Source organism: Chryseobacterium indologenes (assembly GCF_001295265.1).
Lineage (GTDB): Bacteria > Bacteroidota > Bacteroidia > Flavobacteriales > Weeksellaceae > Chryseobacterium > Chryseobacterium indologenes_A.
On record NZ_LJOD01000015.1, the window covers coordinates 51,187 to 67,587 of the forward strand.

Annotated in this window: 15 protein-coding genes; 10 read left to right on the top strand and 5 right to left on the bottom strand. The window is 37.1% G+C overall.

Annotated elements, in window-relative coordinates:
* Positions 1-34 precede the first annotated feature (34 nt).
* From ruvX to AOB46_RS18390, 5 genes are all read left to right on the top strand, one after another.
* The gene (ruvX, locus tag AOB46_RS18370) at positions 35-451 is read left to right on the top strand and encodes a Holliday junction resolvase RuvX (protein ID WP_062702100.1); all 417 of its coding nucleotides are present in this window, start codon (positions 35-37) and stop codon (positions 449-451) included.
* Positions 448-1,020 (top strand): peptide deformylase, encoded by a 573-nt coding sequence (def, locus tag AOB46_RS18375; protein ID WP_062702102.1) that lies wholly within the window; start codon positions 448-450, stop codon positions 1,018-1,020. Before ruvX ends, def begins: the two co-directional genes overlap by 4 nt.
* A gap of 79 nt (positions 1,021-1,099) precedes the next feature.
* Positions 1,100-1,657 (top strand): DUF5606 domain-containing protein, encoded by a 558-nt coding sequence (locus AOB46_RS18380; protein ID WP_062702104.1) that lies wholly within the window; start codon positions 1,100-1,102, stop codon positions 1,655-1,657.
* A 242-nt stretch (positions 1,658-1,899) separates the two neighbouring features.
* A complete protein-coding gene (mazG, locus tag AOB46_RS18385; protein WP_062702107.1) occupies positions 1,900-2,667 on the top strand; it encodes a nucleoside triphosphate pyrophosphohydrolase in 768 nt (255 codons plus the stop codon).
* 132 nt (positions 2,668-2,799) lie between these two features.
* Positions 2,800-3,669 (top strand): hypothetical protein, encoded by an 870-nt coding sequence (locus tag AOB46_RS18390; protein WP_082377242.1) that lies wholly within the window; start codon positions 2,800-2,802, stop codon positions 3,667-3,669.
* Between the two features lie 18 nt (positions 3,670-3,687).
* On the opposite strand, the gene AOB46_RS18395 is transcribed toward AOB46_RS18390, so the two are convergent.
* Positions 3,688-4,407, bottom strand: a complete 720-nt coding sequence (locus tag AOB46_RS18395) for a hypothetical protein (RefSeq protein ID WP_062702111.1) — start codon at positions 4,405-4,407, stop codon at positions 3,688-3,690.
* Positions 4,408-4,811: 404 nt separating this feature from the next.
* The gene (locus tag AOB46_RS18400) at positions 4,812-8,528 is read right to left on the bottom strand and encodes a metallophosphoesterase (protein ID WP_062702112.1); all 3,717 of its coding nucleotides are present in this window, start codon (positions 8,526-8,528) and stop codon (positions 4,812-4,814) included.
* Between the two features lie 26 nt (positions 8,529-8,554).
* On the opposite strand from AOB46_RS18400, the gene AOB46_RS18405 reads away from it, so the two are divergent.
* The 5 genes from AOB46_RS18405 (at position 8,555) to AOB46_RS18425 (ending at position 13,155) form a co-directional block, all read left to right on the top strand.
* Positions 8,555-9,721: a Pycsar system effector family protein gene (locus AOB46_RS18405; RefSeq protein ID WP_062702114.1), complete on the top strand. Its 1,167-nt coding sequence runs from the start codon at positions 8,555-8,557 to the stop codon at positions 9,719-9,721.
* A gap of 235 nt (positions 9,722-9,956) precedes the next feature.
* Positions 9,957-10,694 (top strand): hypothetical protein, encoded by a 738-nt coding sequence (locus AOB46_RS18410; protein WP_062702116.1) that lies wholly within the window; start codon positions 9,957-9,959, stop codon positions 10,692-10,694.
* A gap of 15 nt (positions 10,695-10,709) precedes the next feature.
* Positions 10,710-11,282, top strand: coding sequence for a hypothetical protein (locus AOB46_RS18415; protein WP_062702118.1), 573 nt, complete (start codon positions 10,710-10,712; stop codon positions 11,280-11,282).
* Positions 11,283-11,302: 20 nt separating this feature from the next.
* Positions 11,303-11,875 (top strand): hypothetical protein, encoded by a 573-nt coding sequence (locus tag AOB46_RS18420; RefSeq protein WP_062702120.1) that lies wholly within the window; start codon positions 11,303-11,305, stop codon positions 11,873-11,875.
* A 143-nt stretch (positions 11,876-12,018) separates the two neighbouring features.
* Positions 12,019-13,155, top strand: coding sequence for a hypothetical protein (locus AOB46_RS18425; protein WP_062702122.1), 1,137 nt, complete (start codon positions 12,019-12,021; stop codon positions 13,153-13,155).
* Positions 13,156-13,209: 54 nt separating this feature from the next.
* Here the strand turns inward: AOB46_RS18425 and AOB46_RS18430 are convergent, their stop codons facing one another.
* From AOB46_RS18430 to AOB46_RS18440, 3 genes are all read right to left on the bottom strand, one after another.
* Entirely contained in the window at positions 13,210-15,444 is a 2,235-nt protein-coding gene (locus AOB46_RS18430; protein ID WP_241489240.1) for a GAF domain-containing protein, read from the bottom strand.
* Positions 15,445-15,637: 193 nt separating this feature from the next.
* Positions 15,638-15,889, bottom strand: coding sequence for a hypothetical protein (locus AOB46_RS18435; RefSeq protein ID WP_062702126.1), 252 nt, complete (start codon positions 15,887-15,889; stop codon positions 15,638-15,640).
* A gap of 56 nt (positions 15,890-15,945) precedes the next feature.
* Positions 15,946-16,392 (bottom strand): hypothetical protein, encoded by a 447-nt coding sequence (locus AOB46_RS18440; protein WP_131724419.1) that lies wholly within the window; start codon positions 16,390-16,392, stop codon positions 15,946-15,948.
* Positions 16,393-16,401 lie beyond the last annotated feature (9 nt).

Here is a 16,401-nt window from a genome sequence, read left to right on the forward strand (position 1 = left end):
TAAAATCAGTAAATTTTACTAAATTTGCAGACTTATGGGACAGATCCTTGCAATAGACTATGGAAAAGTGCGCTGCGGTATTGCCGCAACAGATGATATGCAGATCATTGCGAGCGGTCTGGATACCATTCAGACACCGCTTTTAATAGAGTTTCTGAAGAAATATTCCAGTGAGAACAAAGTGGATGAAGCTGTGGTAGGACTGCCCACAGATCTGAAGGGTAATATTTCCGAAGTGGAGGCGGATATTCTGAAATTTATTGAAAAATTTCAACAGGAATTTCCGGATATCAAGGTTCACCGTTTCGATGAAAGATTTACTTCAAAGATGGCTTCTTTTTTTATTTCCCAGAGCGGTAAAAATAAAAAAAAGAAGCAGGAAAAAGGATTAATAGATAAAGTAAGTGCAACCATCATATTGCAGAATTTTTTAGAACAAAGAATAAGATGATTTTACCGATAAGAGCTTTTGGGGATCCCGTTTTGAGAAAAGTGGGAAAAGATATAGATCAGGATTATCCCGGATTACAGGAACTGATAGACAATATGTTTGAGACAATGTACAGCGCAAACGGTATAGGACTGGCTGCACCCCAGATTGGTCTGGATATCCGTATGTTCGTGATTGATGTAACTCCGCTGGCGGAAGACGAAGATTATGAGGATATTAAAGATGAACTGGCTGAATTCAAAAAGGTTTTCATCAACGCAAGAATTCTTGAAGAATCAGGCGAAGAATGGAAGTTCAATGAAGGATGTCTTTCTATTCCGGATGTAAGAGAAGATGTAAAAAGAAAAGGAACCATCGTTATTGAATATTATGACGAAAATTTTGTGAAACATACAGAAACTTTTTCCGATATTAGAGCCCGCGTAATTCAGCATGAATATGACCACATCGAAGGAATCCTGTTTACAGATCATTTGAGTGCGTTAAAGAAAAAGCTGGTAAAAGGTAAACTGACGAAGATTTCTCAGGGTGATGTAAGCATCAATTACAAAATGAGATTTCCAAAATAAATAAAACAAGGATAAAAAGAAAAAATAATACAGAGCAAAAAGCCCCGAGCTGATTGCAGAATTTACAAACAATATAATTATGCTGTTAGAAAAAATAATTTCAATTTCAGGAAAGCCAGGACTTTACAAATTAGTTTCTCAATTAAGAAACGGGTTTATTATTGAAGACGTTACGACTAAGAAAAAAGTAAGCATCGGAAACTCAAGCCAGGTAAGCTTATTGGATAATATCGCAATGTTTACAGTGGATAAAGAAGTTCCTTTGTTCGAAGTTTTTGAAAATATTGCTAAAAATCAGGACTACAAAGAAACAATCTCTCACAAATCTTCAGATGCAGATCTTAAAGAATTTATGACGGCTTCTCTTCCTAATTACGATACAGAAAGAGTATATGCTTCTGATATTAAGAAACTGGCTCAGTGGTATAATATCCTTCAAAAGGCAGGATATATTACTCCGGAAAGCTTTGTAAAAGCAGAGCCTGAAACTTTAGAGCCTGCACAGGAAGAAGTAAGCATTGAAAAGGATGCTCCTAAAAAAGCCGCTCCAAAAGCTGAAAAGCCTGCCACTCCGAAAGTAAAAGCTACTTCAGCAGCAAAGGCCGCTCCAAAAAGTACTCACAGAAAACAAGGATAAGCATCCTTAATGTAAGATACAAAGCCCCGTCAATCCTGATGGGGCTTTTTGTTGAAATAAAATGCAGTATGATAATTAAAAATAAGAGAAATCAATTATACTTTGCAATGAGAAAAAACTCAATTTTCTTTCCCTCTGAACTTTCATGTTGCATATTTATTCAGCTTTAATTTTAAATATAAGGTTTGCCGGTAAGTGTAAATAACCCTTACCTTTGCATCATATTGAACTTTCAACAAGTTATGAATACCAGACAGGAAAAACTAGAAGCTTTCGGAAGATTGCTGGACATTATGGATGATCTCCGGGAAAAATGCCCATGGGACCAAAAACAGACCCTGCAGTCTTTACGCCATCTGACTTTGGAGGAAACCTATGAACTCTCAGATGCTATTCTTCAGGAGGATTTGCAGGAGATAAAAAAAGAATTGGGTGATGTACTTCTTCATCTTGTTTTTTATGCTAAAATAGGATCGGAAAAAGAGAGTTTTGATATAGCAGATGTGATCAATTCCCTGAATGAGAAGCTCATTTTCCGTCATCCCCATATTTATGGTGATACAGAAGTGAAGGATGAGGAAGAAGTGAAGCAGAACTGGGAAAAGCTGAAGCTGAAAGAAGGAAATAAATCGATATTGGGTGGTGTTCCGAAAAGCCTTCCGAGCATGGTAAAGGCATACAGGATACAGGATAAGGTCAAAGGCATTGGATTTGAATTCCATGATGCGGAAGATGCCTGGAAAAAAGTGGATGAGGAAATACAGGAATTTCATGCAGAAACGGATCCTGATAAAAAAGAACAGGAACTAGGGGATGTATTTTTCTCACTGATTAACTATGCAAGGATTTCAGGGATTAATCCTGATTCAGCGTTGGAAAGAACCAATCTGAAATTTATTTCGAGATTCCAGAAAATGGAAGAACTTGCTGAGGAAGCCGGATTAAAACTTGCTGAGCTTTCCTTGGAAGAAATGGATATTCTGTGGGAAAAGGCCAAGCGGCTGCCTTAGGGCGAAAAATTTGGCTCACTATCAATAGATAATTAATAACTTAGAGTAAAAATATAGAATCAGGCTTAAAAATTAACACAGGGTTATTTTTATCCTGGTTCATCTTTTCCGGTCAAAAAAATAAAAATATATATGTTACGGATTCTTATACTTTCAGCCTGCATTTTGTGGAGCTGCAATCCAAAGGCTCAGGATACCCCTAAAAGCGATGAATTAAAAGTAGAGTTCTCTCTGCCCAAAAAGCTTAAGGAAGTTTCCGGGATAGCGCTATCCAAAGATAAACAGACCATCTGGGCTATTGAAGACCAGGGAAATAAGAATATGGTGTATGGCCTGGATATGAAGGGACTGCAAATTGCAGATGTTCTGGTAGAAAATGCGGAAAACAGAGACTGGGAAGACATAACGGCCGATACACAGGGAAATCTCTACATTGGGGATTTCGGAAATAATGATAATAACAGGCAGGATCTTGCGATTCTGAAACTTGATCTTCAGAATACAGGACAAAAAACGGCCAAAGCAGTTCAGACCACCAAATTTCATTACGAAGGACAAACCGAATTTCCGCCTAAAAAATCAAACTGGCTCTACGACTGTGAAGCTTTTGTTGAAATGAACGGAAATTTCTACCTGTTTACAAAAAACAGAAGCAAAGGTTTTGACGGAACGTTCCTGGTATTCCAGGTTCCTAACAGGGAAGGAGATTTTGAAGCTAAATTAATAGGAAAACTGAAACTAGACGGAAAATACAGCGATGCCGCGATCACCTCTGCTGCCATTAGCAGCACCAGAGATAAAATTGTTCTGCTGACCCATAAAAATATTCATGTTCTTACCGGATTTAAAGCGGATGATTTCAGTATGTCAAAAATTCAGAAAATACCTTTAAACCATAATTCCCAGAAAGAAGCTGTTGTGTTCCTTGATGACAAAACCCTGCTGATTGCTGACGAAAAAGATAAACAGACTGGTGGGGAAGTGTATAAGCTTTCTCTTTAGTCTGCCAGGCTGAAGTGCTTACGGAGTGAGATAAGAGATATGGATATTACCGGATGACAATCTGAAGTTTTGGGTATAAACACATTGTACTCTGAAGGTTTCTCCGCTATTAAAATAACTAATGGAAGACAGATTATGGTTTACGGCAAGAGTACGTTCACCATGACCTGTAGAGCTTGATGCCAGTGCTTCTGAGGCCGGATTTATTTTTTGAATCGAAGATTTTGCCGTTCCTGCTGTATAGCCGTTTCCGTTTAAGCTGAGATCATAAGTAACATACGGAACAATATTATAAAATCCTGGTTTAACAACCGTGAATAATCCGCTGGTGGTATTGTAGGTAAGATAGGCATTGTCAATTTTATTGCTGACGTTATATACATACGTCTTCGTATAATTTCCATGGGTGCTTACCGGGCTGCTTCCTGTACCGGTATAGCTTCCTGAAGCCGGACTGATGTCTGTTTTATTGCCTACAAAAACAACTTTCAGAAAGTTTTCAGATTCAATATTCCGCCATACAGGAGGGCTTCCTGCTCCATTTGACATTAAAAATTCGCCCCTGTTTCCTGAGTTTCCTTTCGTTTTGGCATCACCTCCTACGTTGATGTCCTTTACAACCTGCAGGCTGCCATTAACGTGAAGCGTATTCTGGGGAGTGGGAGTATGAATACCAATCTGAGCATTTAAACTTAAGGACATAACAAATAATGCCATGTATAATAGCTTTTTTTTCATCGAACTGTTTTTTTTTGTTAAATAATTTTAAAGCAAATATAAATTCTTTTGAAAAAAACAATTTTTTTGAAGATTGATAATCATATTAGTCTATGACTGTCTGTGGCCTATATTGCTGAAAATATGGTTCTTATTTTAAAATCGTATTTGTTTTATCGGTAATAATCTTCCAATGAAAGGCGGGTAATGTTAAATTTCCTTTATTTACATTTTTTTAGAAAAAAACGTTTTTGTAGTCTGAAATTAACTTAAGTCCGGGTTAAGGAAACTTAGATAAAAGGCTGGGTGATGAAAGAAAAGAGCCTGGAAGTTACTGTATATCAAATACCTTAAAAGATAAAGGCATAAACGAAAAAAGACCGCACTTAGAATGCAGTCTCTTTTATTTTATTTCAGGGAAGGTCTTAAAAAGTCATTCCGATTCCGGCTGAAATTCTTCCTCCGTCTGAACCGTAGAAGTAATTAAGTCTTGCCGAAAGCATTTCTACCACACTCATCCAGAAACCTGCCCCAACAGACTGATGCCATTTGGTGGAGTTTTCATTATCATTCCATACACGTCCGATATCATATCCGATTAATACACCCATATTGGCCGGAACAATGTTGTTTCTTACTCTTCCGAAATCCCATCGTACTTCAGAATTGTTGGTAAAGTATGACCTTCCTGAAAACCTGTCGTTTCTGAAGGCTCTCATTCCGTTATTTCCTCCGATGCTTGCTGCCTGATAGAACTCAAAATTAGTATTGTTGATCCACATCACATTGCTGGAATTGGCAAAAACAAAATTTCCTTTTTTATCAATTCTGTGGTCAATCGTCAGCGTTCCGTTCAGAGTAACGAAATTCTTTTCAAAGTTGGAAGTATTGGCTTTCCAGTCTGCATTCACTAAAAATTCCAGCCCTAAGGTAGGGAAAGCATTGTTATCCATGTTTTTGTAGCTGAATGTATAATTGGCTCCTGCAAACTGCTGGCTTTTGAATACATCCGGGCGTACATCCGGCGACTGGTCTACAAAACGGTTCCCTTTCCGCTGCACTTTATTATCTTCGAAAGTAAGCTGGAACTGATGCTGAAGATTCATCCAGCTTTTTTTGGAAATGGAAGGGGCAAAATTGAATCTGGATATTCTGGCCCGGTTATATTCTCTTTCCGTATTTTCTTTGTCATAGGGGCTTTCATTAGACAGGCCAAAAAAGTTTCTGGAAAATTTTGGGGTAGTGTAACCGGCATCAATATTGAAGTCCCATCCGGAAATCGCTTTTTTAAAGATCCCTTTATATACAAGGTTGAATCCTGCAGTAGCCGTGTAGAAATTAGCTTTCAGGCTGTGTTTTTGTGTATACGGGTCGCGGATGAAATTATTAACGGTATAATTGGCCAGAAATCCGATAATCACACCATCATCAGGATTATAGTCCGCATTGGGATATCCTGCAAAATAATTGAATTTGGGATGCTTGTAATTATACGTATTGATGTCATAATCATCCGAAATATTTTTTGTGGCTGATCCCGTGTTATAGGTGTTTTTCTGGGATTTGAAATCATAGATTTTCACTTTGCTTCCGTCCGCAACGTTATATACATCGTGGTTGTAGCCTCCTATCAGCCTGATGGTCATTTTAGGCTTACCTTCTCCTGAAACCTCGTAAATATCATCATCTTCCAGCCCGTAGATCCAGAGTTCCTTTGTTTTGGAATCATCATAGGTCTTTTCGAAAACCAGTTCAGGATTTTCTTTATTCTTATCTAATTTGTATTGTTTTACATTAACGGAGTTACCGGTTTTTGTGACAACAAATTTATCAGGATTCACGGTTCCGGCCAGCGGAACTTTTTTCTGAAGAACGTCATAATACAGGGAAGCATAGTTCTGGAGCTTTGTTTTCCGTATTTTCAGCTTGCTCCGAATATCGGCAATCGTTTCGTCTTTTACCTCTTTCGGAAGATTAGTGAAAGCGTCGTCAATATCGGCATCCGTAAGATGATCCTGGATGTATTTGGCCTGAGCGATCCATTCTTCCTGTGTGGAACCTTTCAGGAAAACCAGATCTAGCGGATAAGGCTCCATATTCATCCATTTTACATTTTTTATATCATCCTTGAAAGTTTTCATATGCCGGATAGCCGGAACATTCATAATGATTCTGAATGCGGCCCCGTCATATTTGCTGAAAGCCTGGTCTCTGTCTTTCGGAATGGGTTTGTATACCACTTTATCTCCATCCTGGTATTCTGCCCATTTCCACTGATCAGAATGCCTGTCCCAGTCGCCGATCAGCATATCAAAGATTCTTGCTCTGATATAGGATTCGCGGTCTACGGAATACTTATAATTTTTAGTGAAATTTTTCAGAACATCATCTGTAGAAACAATGTCTTTGGCATTATCCAGTGAAGCAAGGGTTTTAGGATCGGAAGAGAAACGTTCTTCAATCATGTACATTTCATCTCCGTAGTTTTTATTGTATTCTCCCAGAGTATACTGCTTCGGAATGTAATATAATTTCGGATTGCTGTGGAAGATTCCCACCTTATCAGCCATATTTCCTACAGAGAAAGGAGTAAAAGGATGATTGGTGGTATAAAAATCCAGCAGAAACTTCTCCGGAAATGTATTGTTCAGCTCATTTCCGAAAGTACTTTTTTTGAAGGCCATATTATTCAGAAAGCGAACGGCACTTTTCTTCACTCCCCTCATTACAAATTCCTGACCGTCTGCTGCCTTAAGCCTTAAGCTGTTGGACTGGTTTCCTCCTCCTTCACGGAAAGGGGTAAAGCCTCCGTTCAACGTAGCAAGATCAGCCGTAGGAGCTTCGATAGGGATTCCGTAATAGTTTCTGTAGTGTTCACCCCAAAGCCAGCGATATACTTTTCCTTTTTGGGTCAGCTCAACAGGGTAGACTGTTGATGAAACAGTTCCGGGAAAAGTACGTGGATAGTTATTGACAAATACATCCGGTTTTGAAATCACGGAAATATGGGTAAGCTTTTTAAGGCTGTTGTTTTGGGTTGAAAAATATTCAACATCAGTGCTTTGGTCTTTTCTGATATTCAGTACTGCAAAACCGCTGCCACCGTAAGAGAAATCGGTCTGCCGGGCAATGGTGGAAGGATCTGTTTTGGAACCTGCACCGCTGATAATCTGCCTGATGTTCCGGTCTTCATGATACTGAAGGTTATGATCATGCCCGGACACGAAAATAATATTCTCTTTATCCTGAACAATACTTTTTAAACGGTTGGCCAGATCGGCATAATGCTGATTATTGAGATCTTCAGGACTGGCACCGGAAGAACTTCTCAGAATATTAATAAGGCTTGCCACACCGGGAACAGGAACTTTGCTTTTCAACGGAAAAAGGTGGGATTTTGCTGAATTGAATCCGGCATGCGTGCCACTGCTGATGATGGGATGGTGCAGAGCTACAATGATTCTCTTATCCTGATTTTTAGTGACTAAATCTTTAAATTCTGTAAAAAAGTCTTCACGAGTTTTGATGGTGCAGCCTTTGTTTATACCCGGATAATTATCCCAGTTGGCGAGTGCCCATTCTGTATCAATGACAATCAGCTTGATGTCTTTGGAAAGGTTTACATCATCAATGGGACAGGAATTTTTCGGGAGAAAAGCTTTTTTGTCGTTGAAATAGTTTTTCACGAAATCTTCCTGTGCTTTTAAACCTCCCAAACCGTTGTACCAGTCATGGTTTCCCGGTATAACCAGTGTTTTTCCTTTAAAATTTCTGGTGATAGCTAGCTGATTTTCCAGCTTCTGTCTGGCCAAAGCATAGTCTTTGTCTGTTTCTTTGGGCATTCCGTTGGGATAGATATTATCTCCCAGGAAGATCAGCATTGAATTGCTGTCTGCAGAATCAAGCTTGTTTTTTAGAAGACCAAGGGTCTGCTGTGCCTGAATTTCATCTGCATTTCCTGCATCGCCAATCAGGAAAACTTTAAAATCATTTTCAGATTTTATATCAGAATTTTTTACTTCAAATAAGTTTTTACCCTTTTTTACGTTATAGGTTGCGCAGGAATAAAGAACTCCGGCAGACAATACTGCTCTAAAGGCAATAGAAGTATTTTTTAGATGAGTTTTAAAGGATAAATTCATAAATTTACATTAACAAAAATTCAGGGATGAGTATTTTACACAAAGCCAAAGATTATGTTGAAATCTTATTCAAAGATAAGTTATCTTCTGTATACTTTTATCATAATTTTATTCATACCACTTATACGGTCAATAAGGCTGAAGAGATCATGAAGCATACCCCGGTTTCCGGAGAAGACCAGGAAAAGGTGCTTTTAGCCCTCTGGTTTCATGATACCGGTTACATAGAATGTGCCCAGAATCATGAGGAAAGAGGTGTTGAAATTCTGAAAGATTTTTTAAAGAAAGAGAATTATCCTGAGAGTTATGTAAATGACGTCTCTCAGCTGATTCTCGCAACAAAAATTACTCATGAGCCACAGAATCTCCTGGAAGAAATTGCAAAAGATGCTGACTGCAGCCACTTTGCAAGCCATGATTACAGCGATATTTCCGACTGCCTGAGAAAAGAATGGGAACTGACGAATGTAAGATGCTTTTCCAATGAAGAATGGAATGCAGGAAATCTTGATATGCTTAAAAATAAACATCATTATTATACGGAATACGCCAGGGAAAACTGGGATCCTTTGAAGAAAAAAAATATTAAGAAAATAGAGAAAAAGCTGGAAAAGGAAGAAGATAAAAAAGAGAGTTCCGAACCCAAAAAAGAAAAGGAACCTAAATCGGACCGAAGCGTGGATACCCTGTTCAGGGTAACTCTGAATAACCATACCCGTTTGAGTGATATTGCAGACAGCAAAGCAAATATCCTTCTTTCCGTAAACGCAATCATTATTTCTGTGTGCCTTTCTGTACTGGTTCCTAAGCTGGATACTCCCAAAAACTCTCACCTGATCATCCCGAGCTTTATCCTTCTGCTATCCAGTGTGCTCACGATTATATTTGCGATTTTATCCACAAAACCGAATGTGACGAAAACCGTATTTACCGCTCAGGATATTAAAGAAAGAAAGGTAAACCTTCTGTTTTTCGGGAATTTTCACCAGATGCTTTTCAATGATTATCATGATGCGATGAGAGACCTGATCAAAGATCGTGACTATATTTATGATTCTATGGTAAAAGATCTTTACTTCCTCGGAAAAGTTCTGGACAGGAAATACAAGCTTCTTTCTATTACCTATAAAATCTTTATGGCCGGAATTATTATCTCTGTGCTTTCTTTTGGGTATGCATTTATTACGCTATGATGAAGTAAAAATTTTATCTGTTTTTTATCTGAGTAGCTATCTTTCACTTCTGCCAGCATATATTTGCCTATTAATATGTATGTGGTGGTAGAGGATTGAGAAAGTGAGAGTAATTGGTCTGATTTTATTTTATTCATTCGTTTGTGAATTTTTTTTATATATTTAACTCACTAAAAAACGAAAACGAATGAGAAAAAAATAAAACCTCATCAGGCTTTTTGTGGTTACTCTGGCCATGTTCTCTCTCTGTTCCTGTATTCGTGAGGACCTTCTTCAACCCGATAAAACCAAAGGAATATCATCGCAGGATGTCACTGCTGCAAAATATGCTTCGAAAAGCTTATGGCAGGAAGATGATGTATATATTGGAAAAGTACAGCAGATATTCTTAAAGGCTGCTAACCTGGAAAAGGTAAAAGAAACTTATGGCGAGCTGTACTGGAATTATTCGATGAGTTTCGGTCAGTTTGGTGAAAAGTATCTGCTGGTTCCTGTAGTGAAAAAAGACAAAGTTCTTCTTTTGATGGAGGCTGTAAGAAAAGGTAACAGAGTGTATTTCTATGAAAAAAATGATGCTGATCTTATAAATTTTTTCCAACACGTACTTTATTCTAATATCATCAGTTACAGTGAAGTAATAGACGGAGCAGCCGCTAAATCAAAATACGTATGCTCTACCAGGACCATTGTAATAGGCTGTCTGAATGGGCAAACGGATTGTGAACCGGTGAGCTATTCACAGATGGTCTGCGAATGGAAGGAAGGCGGAGGAGGTCCTCCTCCTAAGAGTTTTGATCCGCTTGGCGACCCGTTTAGCGGTGGAGGCGGAGGCGGTGGAAGCAGTGATGACGGCTATGAATATCCTGATCCACCAGAAGATCCATGCGAGAAGAATAAACAGATTATTACTAGCCCGGGGATACAGAATAAAATAAAAGATGTAAGAGAGAAAGCTGACAGTAAAGGCAGATAGGAGTTTGGGTTTAAGGTGAATGCTGATGGTACTTCAACTGAAGTAACACAGGGGCCTGTAAAAGGAGAATGGGAGGTCGGAAGCTTAGCGGGGATTAAAGGTTTTTATCACTCACATCCAGATGTAGGAATCCAGATTTTTTCTCCTAATGATATACAATCATTTTTCAGAACTATTGTGACTTCAGGGACCCCTTCCACAGTAGGTGATATTTTTATCGGAGTAATAGGTGCTAAACCATGTAGCATCTGCCAAGGAGGTAAAAGATATTTTCATTATATGATCCGCTATGAGGGTTCAATAGCGGATGCCGGAACGATTACTTTTACGGATTATGATATAAAAACAATAATAGAAGATTATCAAAATAGAGAAAATGAACTAACTTCACTAACTGGATCTCCATATTCAGATGACGCTGGAGTTTCACTAAACTATAAAGGATTAGAAAAACTTTTTTTTGAAACTTTAGATAAAATGAATATAGATAAGACAAAAGTAGTATTGCAAAGAGTAGATGACGACGGAACTATTAATTCAATTACACTTAACAACGATGGATCTACCACGTCAAATCCTTGCCCTTAACTTTAATAAATATTGCTATTATGAAAATATTAACTTTTAAGATAGCCTTTTTTGTAATTCTTATAAATGTTATTTCTTGTAAAGCCCAGCAGGTGTATCCTTTAAACACCTTTATGGAAAATATTCCAGAAGGAGGATATGTAAAAGATTTGAATAATGAATTGGAACCCTATATTGGAGTATATAAAGCTGTTGATCAAGGAAATGAAATTACTTTATTTATTACGAAAGAAGAAAATAGACTTACAAAACGAGTAAATAAAAAATTTTATAGAGATGCATTGATTGTAAAGTTTATTATTAAGAATTCTTCCGGACAGATTTTACAGGATACTCAAAATGGAATTACTTCTTTAAATAATATTCATAGTCTGGGTACTAATCCGAATCTTGGAGCTGTAATCTTGTATTATGAAGGAACTAATTGTGGAATCGGCTGGGGAAAGATTATTTTGAAAAAACTTAATATGACCCAGTTTTCCTGGACATATAGTTTTAATGGATCTGTAATCACCAATGAAAATTGCTCCGGTAATCCAGATAAAACGATATATCTTCCGGACACAGATGGTTTAATTTTTACCAAACAATAGTGAATAAGTTATTATTTTTAGGAGCATTATTTGCTCTGGTTTCTTCCCGATCTAGAAGATTTAATCTTTACCCAATAATGACATATGAATAAATAACAGTAGTAATTATAAAACGGCTACAATAATTTCAGCAGAACCTAATTATGAAATCTTTATTATTTTTTTTTATTCTTTCATCTGCCTTACTACACGCTCAAATTATTAAAGATTCAATTTTAGGAAAACCTAAATTTGTAAAAGAGTTCGTCATTTTTCTAAATGATTCCGGACCGTATACTTTTATGAAAGGGGATGATGAATATGGTCACTCCATTATTAAAACCCCTCATAACCTAAGAAAAAGTATGAGGGATACGTGGTTTGAGACCTATTTTTGCAGATATATAAATAATGAAACCTATTATGATAAAAACAGAAATATTATAAAGGAAACATGGTATTACAAGTCGGGAGAAATTGTTGATGATTATGTTTATACATTTGATCATTCAAACAGATTAATTACAGAAATATCTAAAAACAAATATTCCGAAAGGAAGTCTAAATACTGGTATGAGGAAAACAGTAAAACGGCAGCATTTAAAGAAAATTCTTATCAATGGAAAGATGAACCTGCAAGAAGATATTTGAATAAGACTGAAAACTATGAACCTTTAATTGTAACGAAGTTTGACACTCTTACAAAGACAGACAGCATTTTTGCCGTGACAAATAATATTTGGAAAGCAACAGGAAAGGGATCTTTTATGAGAAGCGCAGACTCTGTTTATCATAAGAGATTGAGTAGAGTCAAAATTTATGATAACGAATACAGGGTTATTGAAGAAAATTTTTTCAACTATGAAGGTGATCTTCAAAACAAAATATATTCAATGGGACAATTTCAATATCAATATGATGCATCTGGAAATATTATAAAAAAAACGTTATTAAAAGAAGGAAAACCTTATTCATATAGTTTTTTTGAGAATGGAAAATTAATTAAAGAAGAAAAAGCTGAAAGTTCAGAATATACAGTTTATACTAAAAACCATAAACAAGAAAGGAAAACAACATATTACAAAGGTGAAATTTTACATGATCAGATAATCGAGTATAAAGGCAATTATATAACCGGACTATTTTTTCTGGATAAATTAGGAAAGGAAGATCAAAAAAAGGAATCCCAGATAATACGTTTCAAGTATAAGTTTGATAAATATAAAAACTGGATAGAAATAATTAAAAATGTAGATGGAAAAGATTTATATAAGTGGGTCAGAAAAATTGAATATTATTAAAATCTAATATCTGCCTTTCTAAAATGAAAAGTAACTGATCTGGATATTTTAATTTTAAACTATTGAAACCCTCAGTGCCAGCAGCCCGGTAATTCCCTGAAGATCCTCTACTTTCAGGAATTCTACATCGTGCTGAAGGACACCTTTTTTCTGAAGCTTAGCAATGTATTCCAGATATTCTTTCTGGTTTTCCAGGCCAAAATAAACGATGGTAATCTTTCCGGGACAGGTAATCCTTTCTGTGGAGTCTTTAATATGGGATTTGTCAAGACGCTTTTTAATAATTTCATAATAGGAATTGTAGGCACCGTCTACGTCAAAGCGTTTTTCATCCATTCTGAAACGGATGTCTATCTTTTCGTTGTACACAAAGATCAGGGAGGCAATATCCAGCCGGATGGGAAGATCCATTTTAAATGTCTGGAATTCGCGTTCCATACTGCAGATGGTTTTCAGCTGCCAGTATCTTAATTTGTGAACTACTTTGGAGGAATAGTGAAGATCAGGAGCAATATTGTGCCCAATGTAAAGATTATGTTCTACACCATCGGATTTGAACCGCTCATAATAATGCGGAAAGATCTGTTGCGCTTTGATCTGGCTTTCATCCAGCATATCTGCCAGTTTCCTGTTGAGCAGGGTAATGGAATCATCCAGTCTTTTCCGGTTGGCATAAAAGAGATCGGTCTGTGGAAAAACCTGTAAAAAATAATCTTTAATTTTTGTTTTGATTTCTCTTGTTGATTTTACTTCCAGCTTTCCCTGAAGGTAAGGGTGAATTTCCTCTCTCAAAATTCTTTGGAAACGCTGTTCTGTATCGGCTTTGATCTCATTGTTCAGCTCATTTTCAAAAACATCCAGTGCCAGAAGGTATTTCTCTGAATCGGAATTGATCAGGGTAAAAATATCATGAAGGGTCTCAATCTGCTGGTTGAGGTCTTCAAGCATGAGGTTAAAACGTTTGTCTGAAGAAGAACGGATATCTGAAAACCCGAACAGCGGGGTGAGGTTCTTAAAGGAGATCTGTTTCAGCGTATACATTTTCTTGGCCAGATAAGCGTTGAAATATTTTTCGGCTTCATTCCTGAATTTCCAGACTACACTGTTGTGGATGGAAGTATATTCACGCTGGATAATAGCTTCTATCTGATAATTTTTTTCAAAGCTGAACCGGGTCAGGGAAAATAGGATCATATCAGTAAAGAATTCCATCTTTTTCAGCTTTAAGCCATTGAAGCTGTTGGCATGATGAGACGTAAATTCCATGATGGCCAGAAGTTCATTGTCTTTCATGATGGGAATCACCATGAAGCTGTTGATATTATTTTCCTTTAAAATACTGAAAGAAGGCAGCGCTTTTATATTTTCATCCAGATTGCTGACATTGGAGACGACAATCGGTTTTGAATTATGACTTAAATTGTTAAAAGTATTGATTCGTGTTTCTTCATCAAAGGCATTGATCCAGAAATCAAGAATATGGTTGCTGAAAAGGCTTTCGTAGATCGGAAGCTTTTCCAGTTTCTGTCCCTTTTGATCGAAAAGCATTAATCCGAAGCTGAGATCTGCCACATCAAAATAGGATTTGAAAATTTCAGTGAGATTTTCATCAGGACTCAGGTCTTCAGGGTCAATTTCTATCATGCTTGATTTAAGCTCAGATAATGCTACTTCCGAGGTGCAGTCTACCAGTGATATAATAGTGAATCCTTTCAGTATCCACGACTGTGAAGGGAAATATCTTTTCCAAAGCTTGAAATCATCAAGGTTTTCCAGCAACATATCCAGCACATCATCTTCCGGAATTTTTGCATTTTCGGTAGGATATATTTCGGTAAAATCTGAATTGACCGTAATCTTATAATGTTTCATGATTCCCTGCTTGTTCGGGATATCATAGTAAAACGGGATGGTACTCTTAATGTCTTTTTTGAAATAGCTCTGAAGGATCAGGCAACAGCAGAATACATAAAATTCATTGTCATCAATATTCCTGAGCTCTATTTCAAAATCTTTACCGGCATCTTTAAGGATATTTTTAAACCTTTCGGTATAATTGAATGTAATATTGGAAAGCGGTATACTGGCCGCTTTAATTTCGTTATGGGTAAGGCCGGTGGGGAAGAGGTCTGCCAGAAGCATTCTGATAAGGTCTTCATGTTTGTCCAGAATAGCAACATCCTGAAAGCCGTCTCTCAGCTCCTGAAAATTTTTGGTACTGTCGATCAGGGATTCAGCATAGTTGACACGGTATTCCAGACGGTCATTATACCGTATATGTTCCAGCACATCCAAATATTTTTTGAACGAAATGTAAACCTGGAAGGGTGAGTCTTTTTTGTAAAGATTGGCCAAAAGCTGAAATTTAGAGTAAAGTTATGAAAAAAACGGAACTTCCAAACCGGACGGTATTGGCTAAAAATAAAGTTTTGGAACTGTTTCGTTTAAGACTGTTAAAAAAATCACTGAACAGATAAAAACATTACCCGTTTCTTCTTTTCTTTTTAAAAAAATCAACAGTTTTATGCAGGAGATTCGGATAAAAGTCTATAGTTCCGATCTTTAATTCTTTGGTAACCGGAAACAGAAATTTCATCACAGGGATGGAAAGCATGAGTGCACACGGAAGCAAAAGTATACCAGGACCATTAGTTTCTGCCGGATCTTTTTTTAGAAAAATAAGAAAAGCGGCTACAGATAAGGCAACGCATAAGGTAATAAGTATTTTTTTCATAGATGATCAGCTTTTCAAATATAATAAATTCTAGCCTTTTTTGTTGAAAATATCCGTTATTTTTCCACTGAGCCGCACAGTTTTGTAATTTCTGTTTTCTCGATAAGGAAATGGTCGTACGTCAGGATTTCAGGTTCTTCCGGATCGAAGGTAATGTCCTGAAGTTTTTTTGTAGCAGGAAAGAATTCCAGCCAGCCTACAGCATGATCAGCCATCTTTTTTACGGATGAATCTTCGGAAATATTGTTGGTTACATACAGTTCAATGATGATTTTTTCAGATGTGGCTTCTTCTATCCGGATTTTAACATCTTTAAAAGTTTTCAGGGAAGAAGCATTGCTGGATTTCACCAAAGCTGTCATCATTTCTTCACATGACCCAAATGTTTCTTCTTTTAGTACAGGTGCTTTTTGAAGAGTTTTTTCTTCAGCGACCGACGGTTCTGGGACAGGAGTTATCATTTCCGGTTTCTTTTCACAGGCAATGGACCATAAAGCTGCCATAATCAGGGT

What these genes read in the sequence shown, in the direction of transcription:
- AOB46_RS18420 (WP_062702120.1), top strand. Translation starts at nt 11,303, where the DNA reads ATGAAAATATTAACTTTTAAGATAGCCTTTTTTGTAATTCTTATAAAT.
- AOB46_RS18435 (WP_062702126.1), bottom strand. Translation starts at nt 15,889, where the DNA reads ATGAAAAAAATACTTATTACCTTATGCGTTGCCTTATCTGTAGCCGCT.
- AOB46_RS18395 (WP_062702111.1), bottom strand. Translation starts at nt 4,407, where the DNA reads ATGAAAAAAAAGCTATTATACATGGCATTATTTGTTATGTCCTTAAGT.
- AOB46_RS18410 (WP_062702116.1), top strand. Translation starts at nt 9,957, where the DNA reads ATGTTCTCTCTCTGTTCCTGTATTCGTGAGGACCTTCTTCAACCCGAT.
- AOB46_RS18440 (WP_131724419.1), bottom strand. Translation starts at nt 16,392, where the DNA reads ATGGCAGCTTTATGGTCCATTGCCTGTGAAAAGAAACCGGAAATGATA.
- AOB46_RS18405 (WP_062702114.1), top strand. Translation starts at nt 8,555, where the DNA reads ATGAGTATTTTACACAAAGCCAAAGATTATGTTGAAATCTTATTCAAA.
- AOB46_RS18380 (WP_062702104.1), top strand. Translation starts at nt 1,100, where the DNA reads ATGCTGTTAGAAAAAATAATTTCAATTTCAGGAAAGCCAGGACTTTAC.
- AOB46_RS18400 (WP_062702112.1), bottom strand. Translation starts at nt 8,528, where the DNA reads ATGAATTTATCCTTTAAAACTCATCTAAAAAATACTTCTATTGCCTTT.
- def (WP_062702102.1), top strand. Translation starts at nt 448, where the DNA reads ATGATTTTACCGATAAGAGCTTTTGGGGATCCCGTTTTGAGAAAAGTG.
- ruvX (WP_062702100.1), top strand. Translation starts at nt 35, where the DNA reads ATGGGACAGATCCTTGCAATAGACTATGGAAAAGTGCGCTGCGGTATT.
- AOB46_RS18390 (WP_082377242.1), top strand. Translation starts at nt 2,800, where the DNA reads ATGTTACGGATTCTTATACTTTCAGCCTGCATTTTGTGGAGCTGCAAT.
- AOB46_RS18425 (WP_062702122.1), top strand. Translation starts at nt 12,019, where the DNA reads ATGAAATCTTTATTATTTTTTTTTATTCTTTCATCTGCCTTACTACAC.
- mazG (WP_062702107.1), top strand. Translation starts at nt 1,900, where the DNA reads ATGAATACCAGACAGGAAAAACTAGAAGCTTTCGGAAGATTGCTGGAC.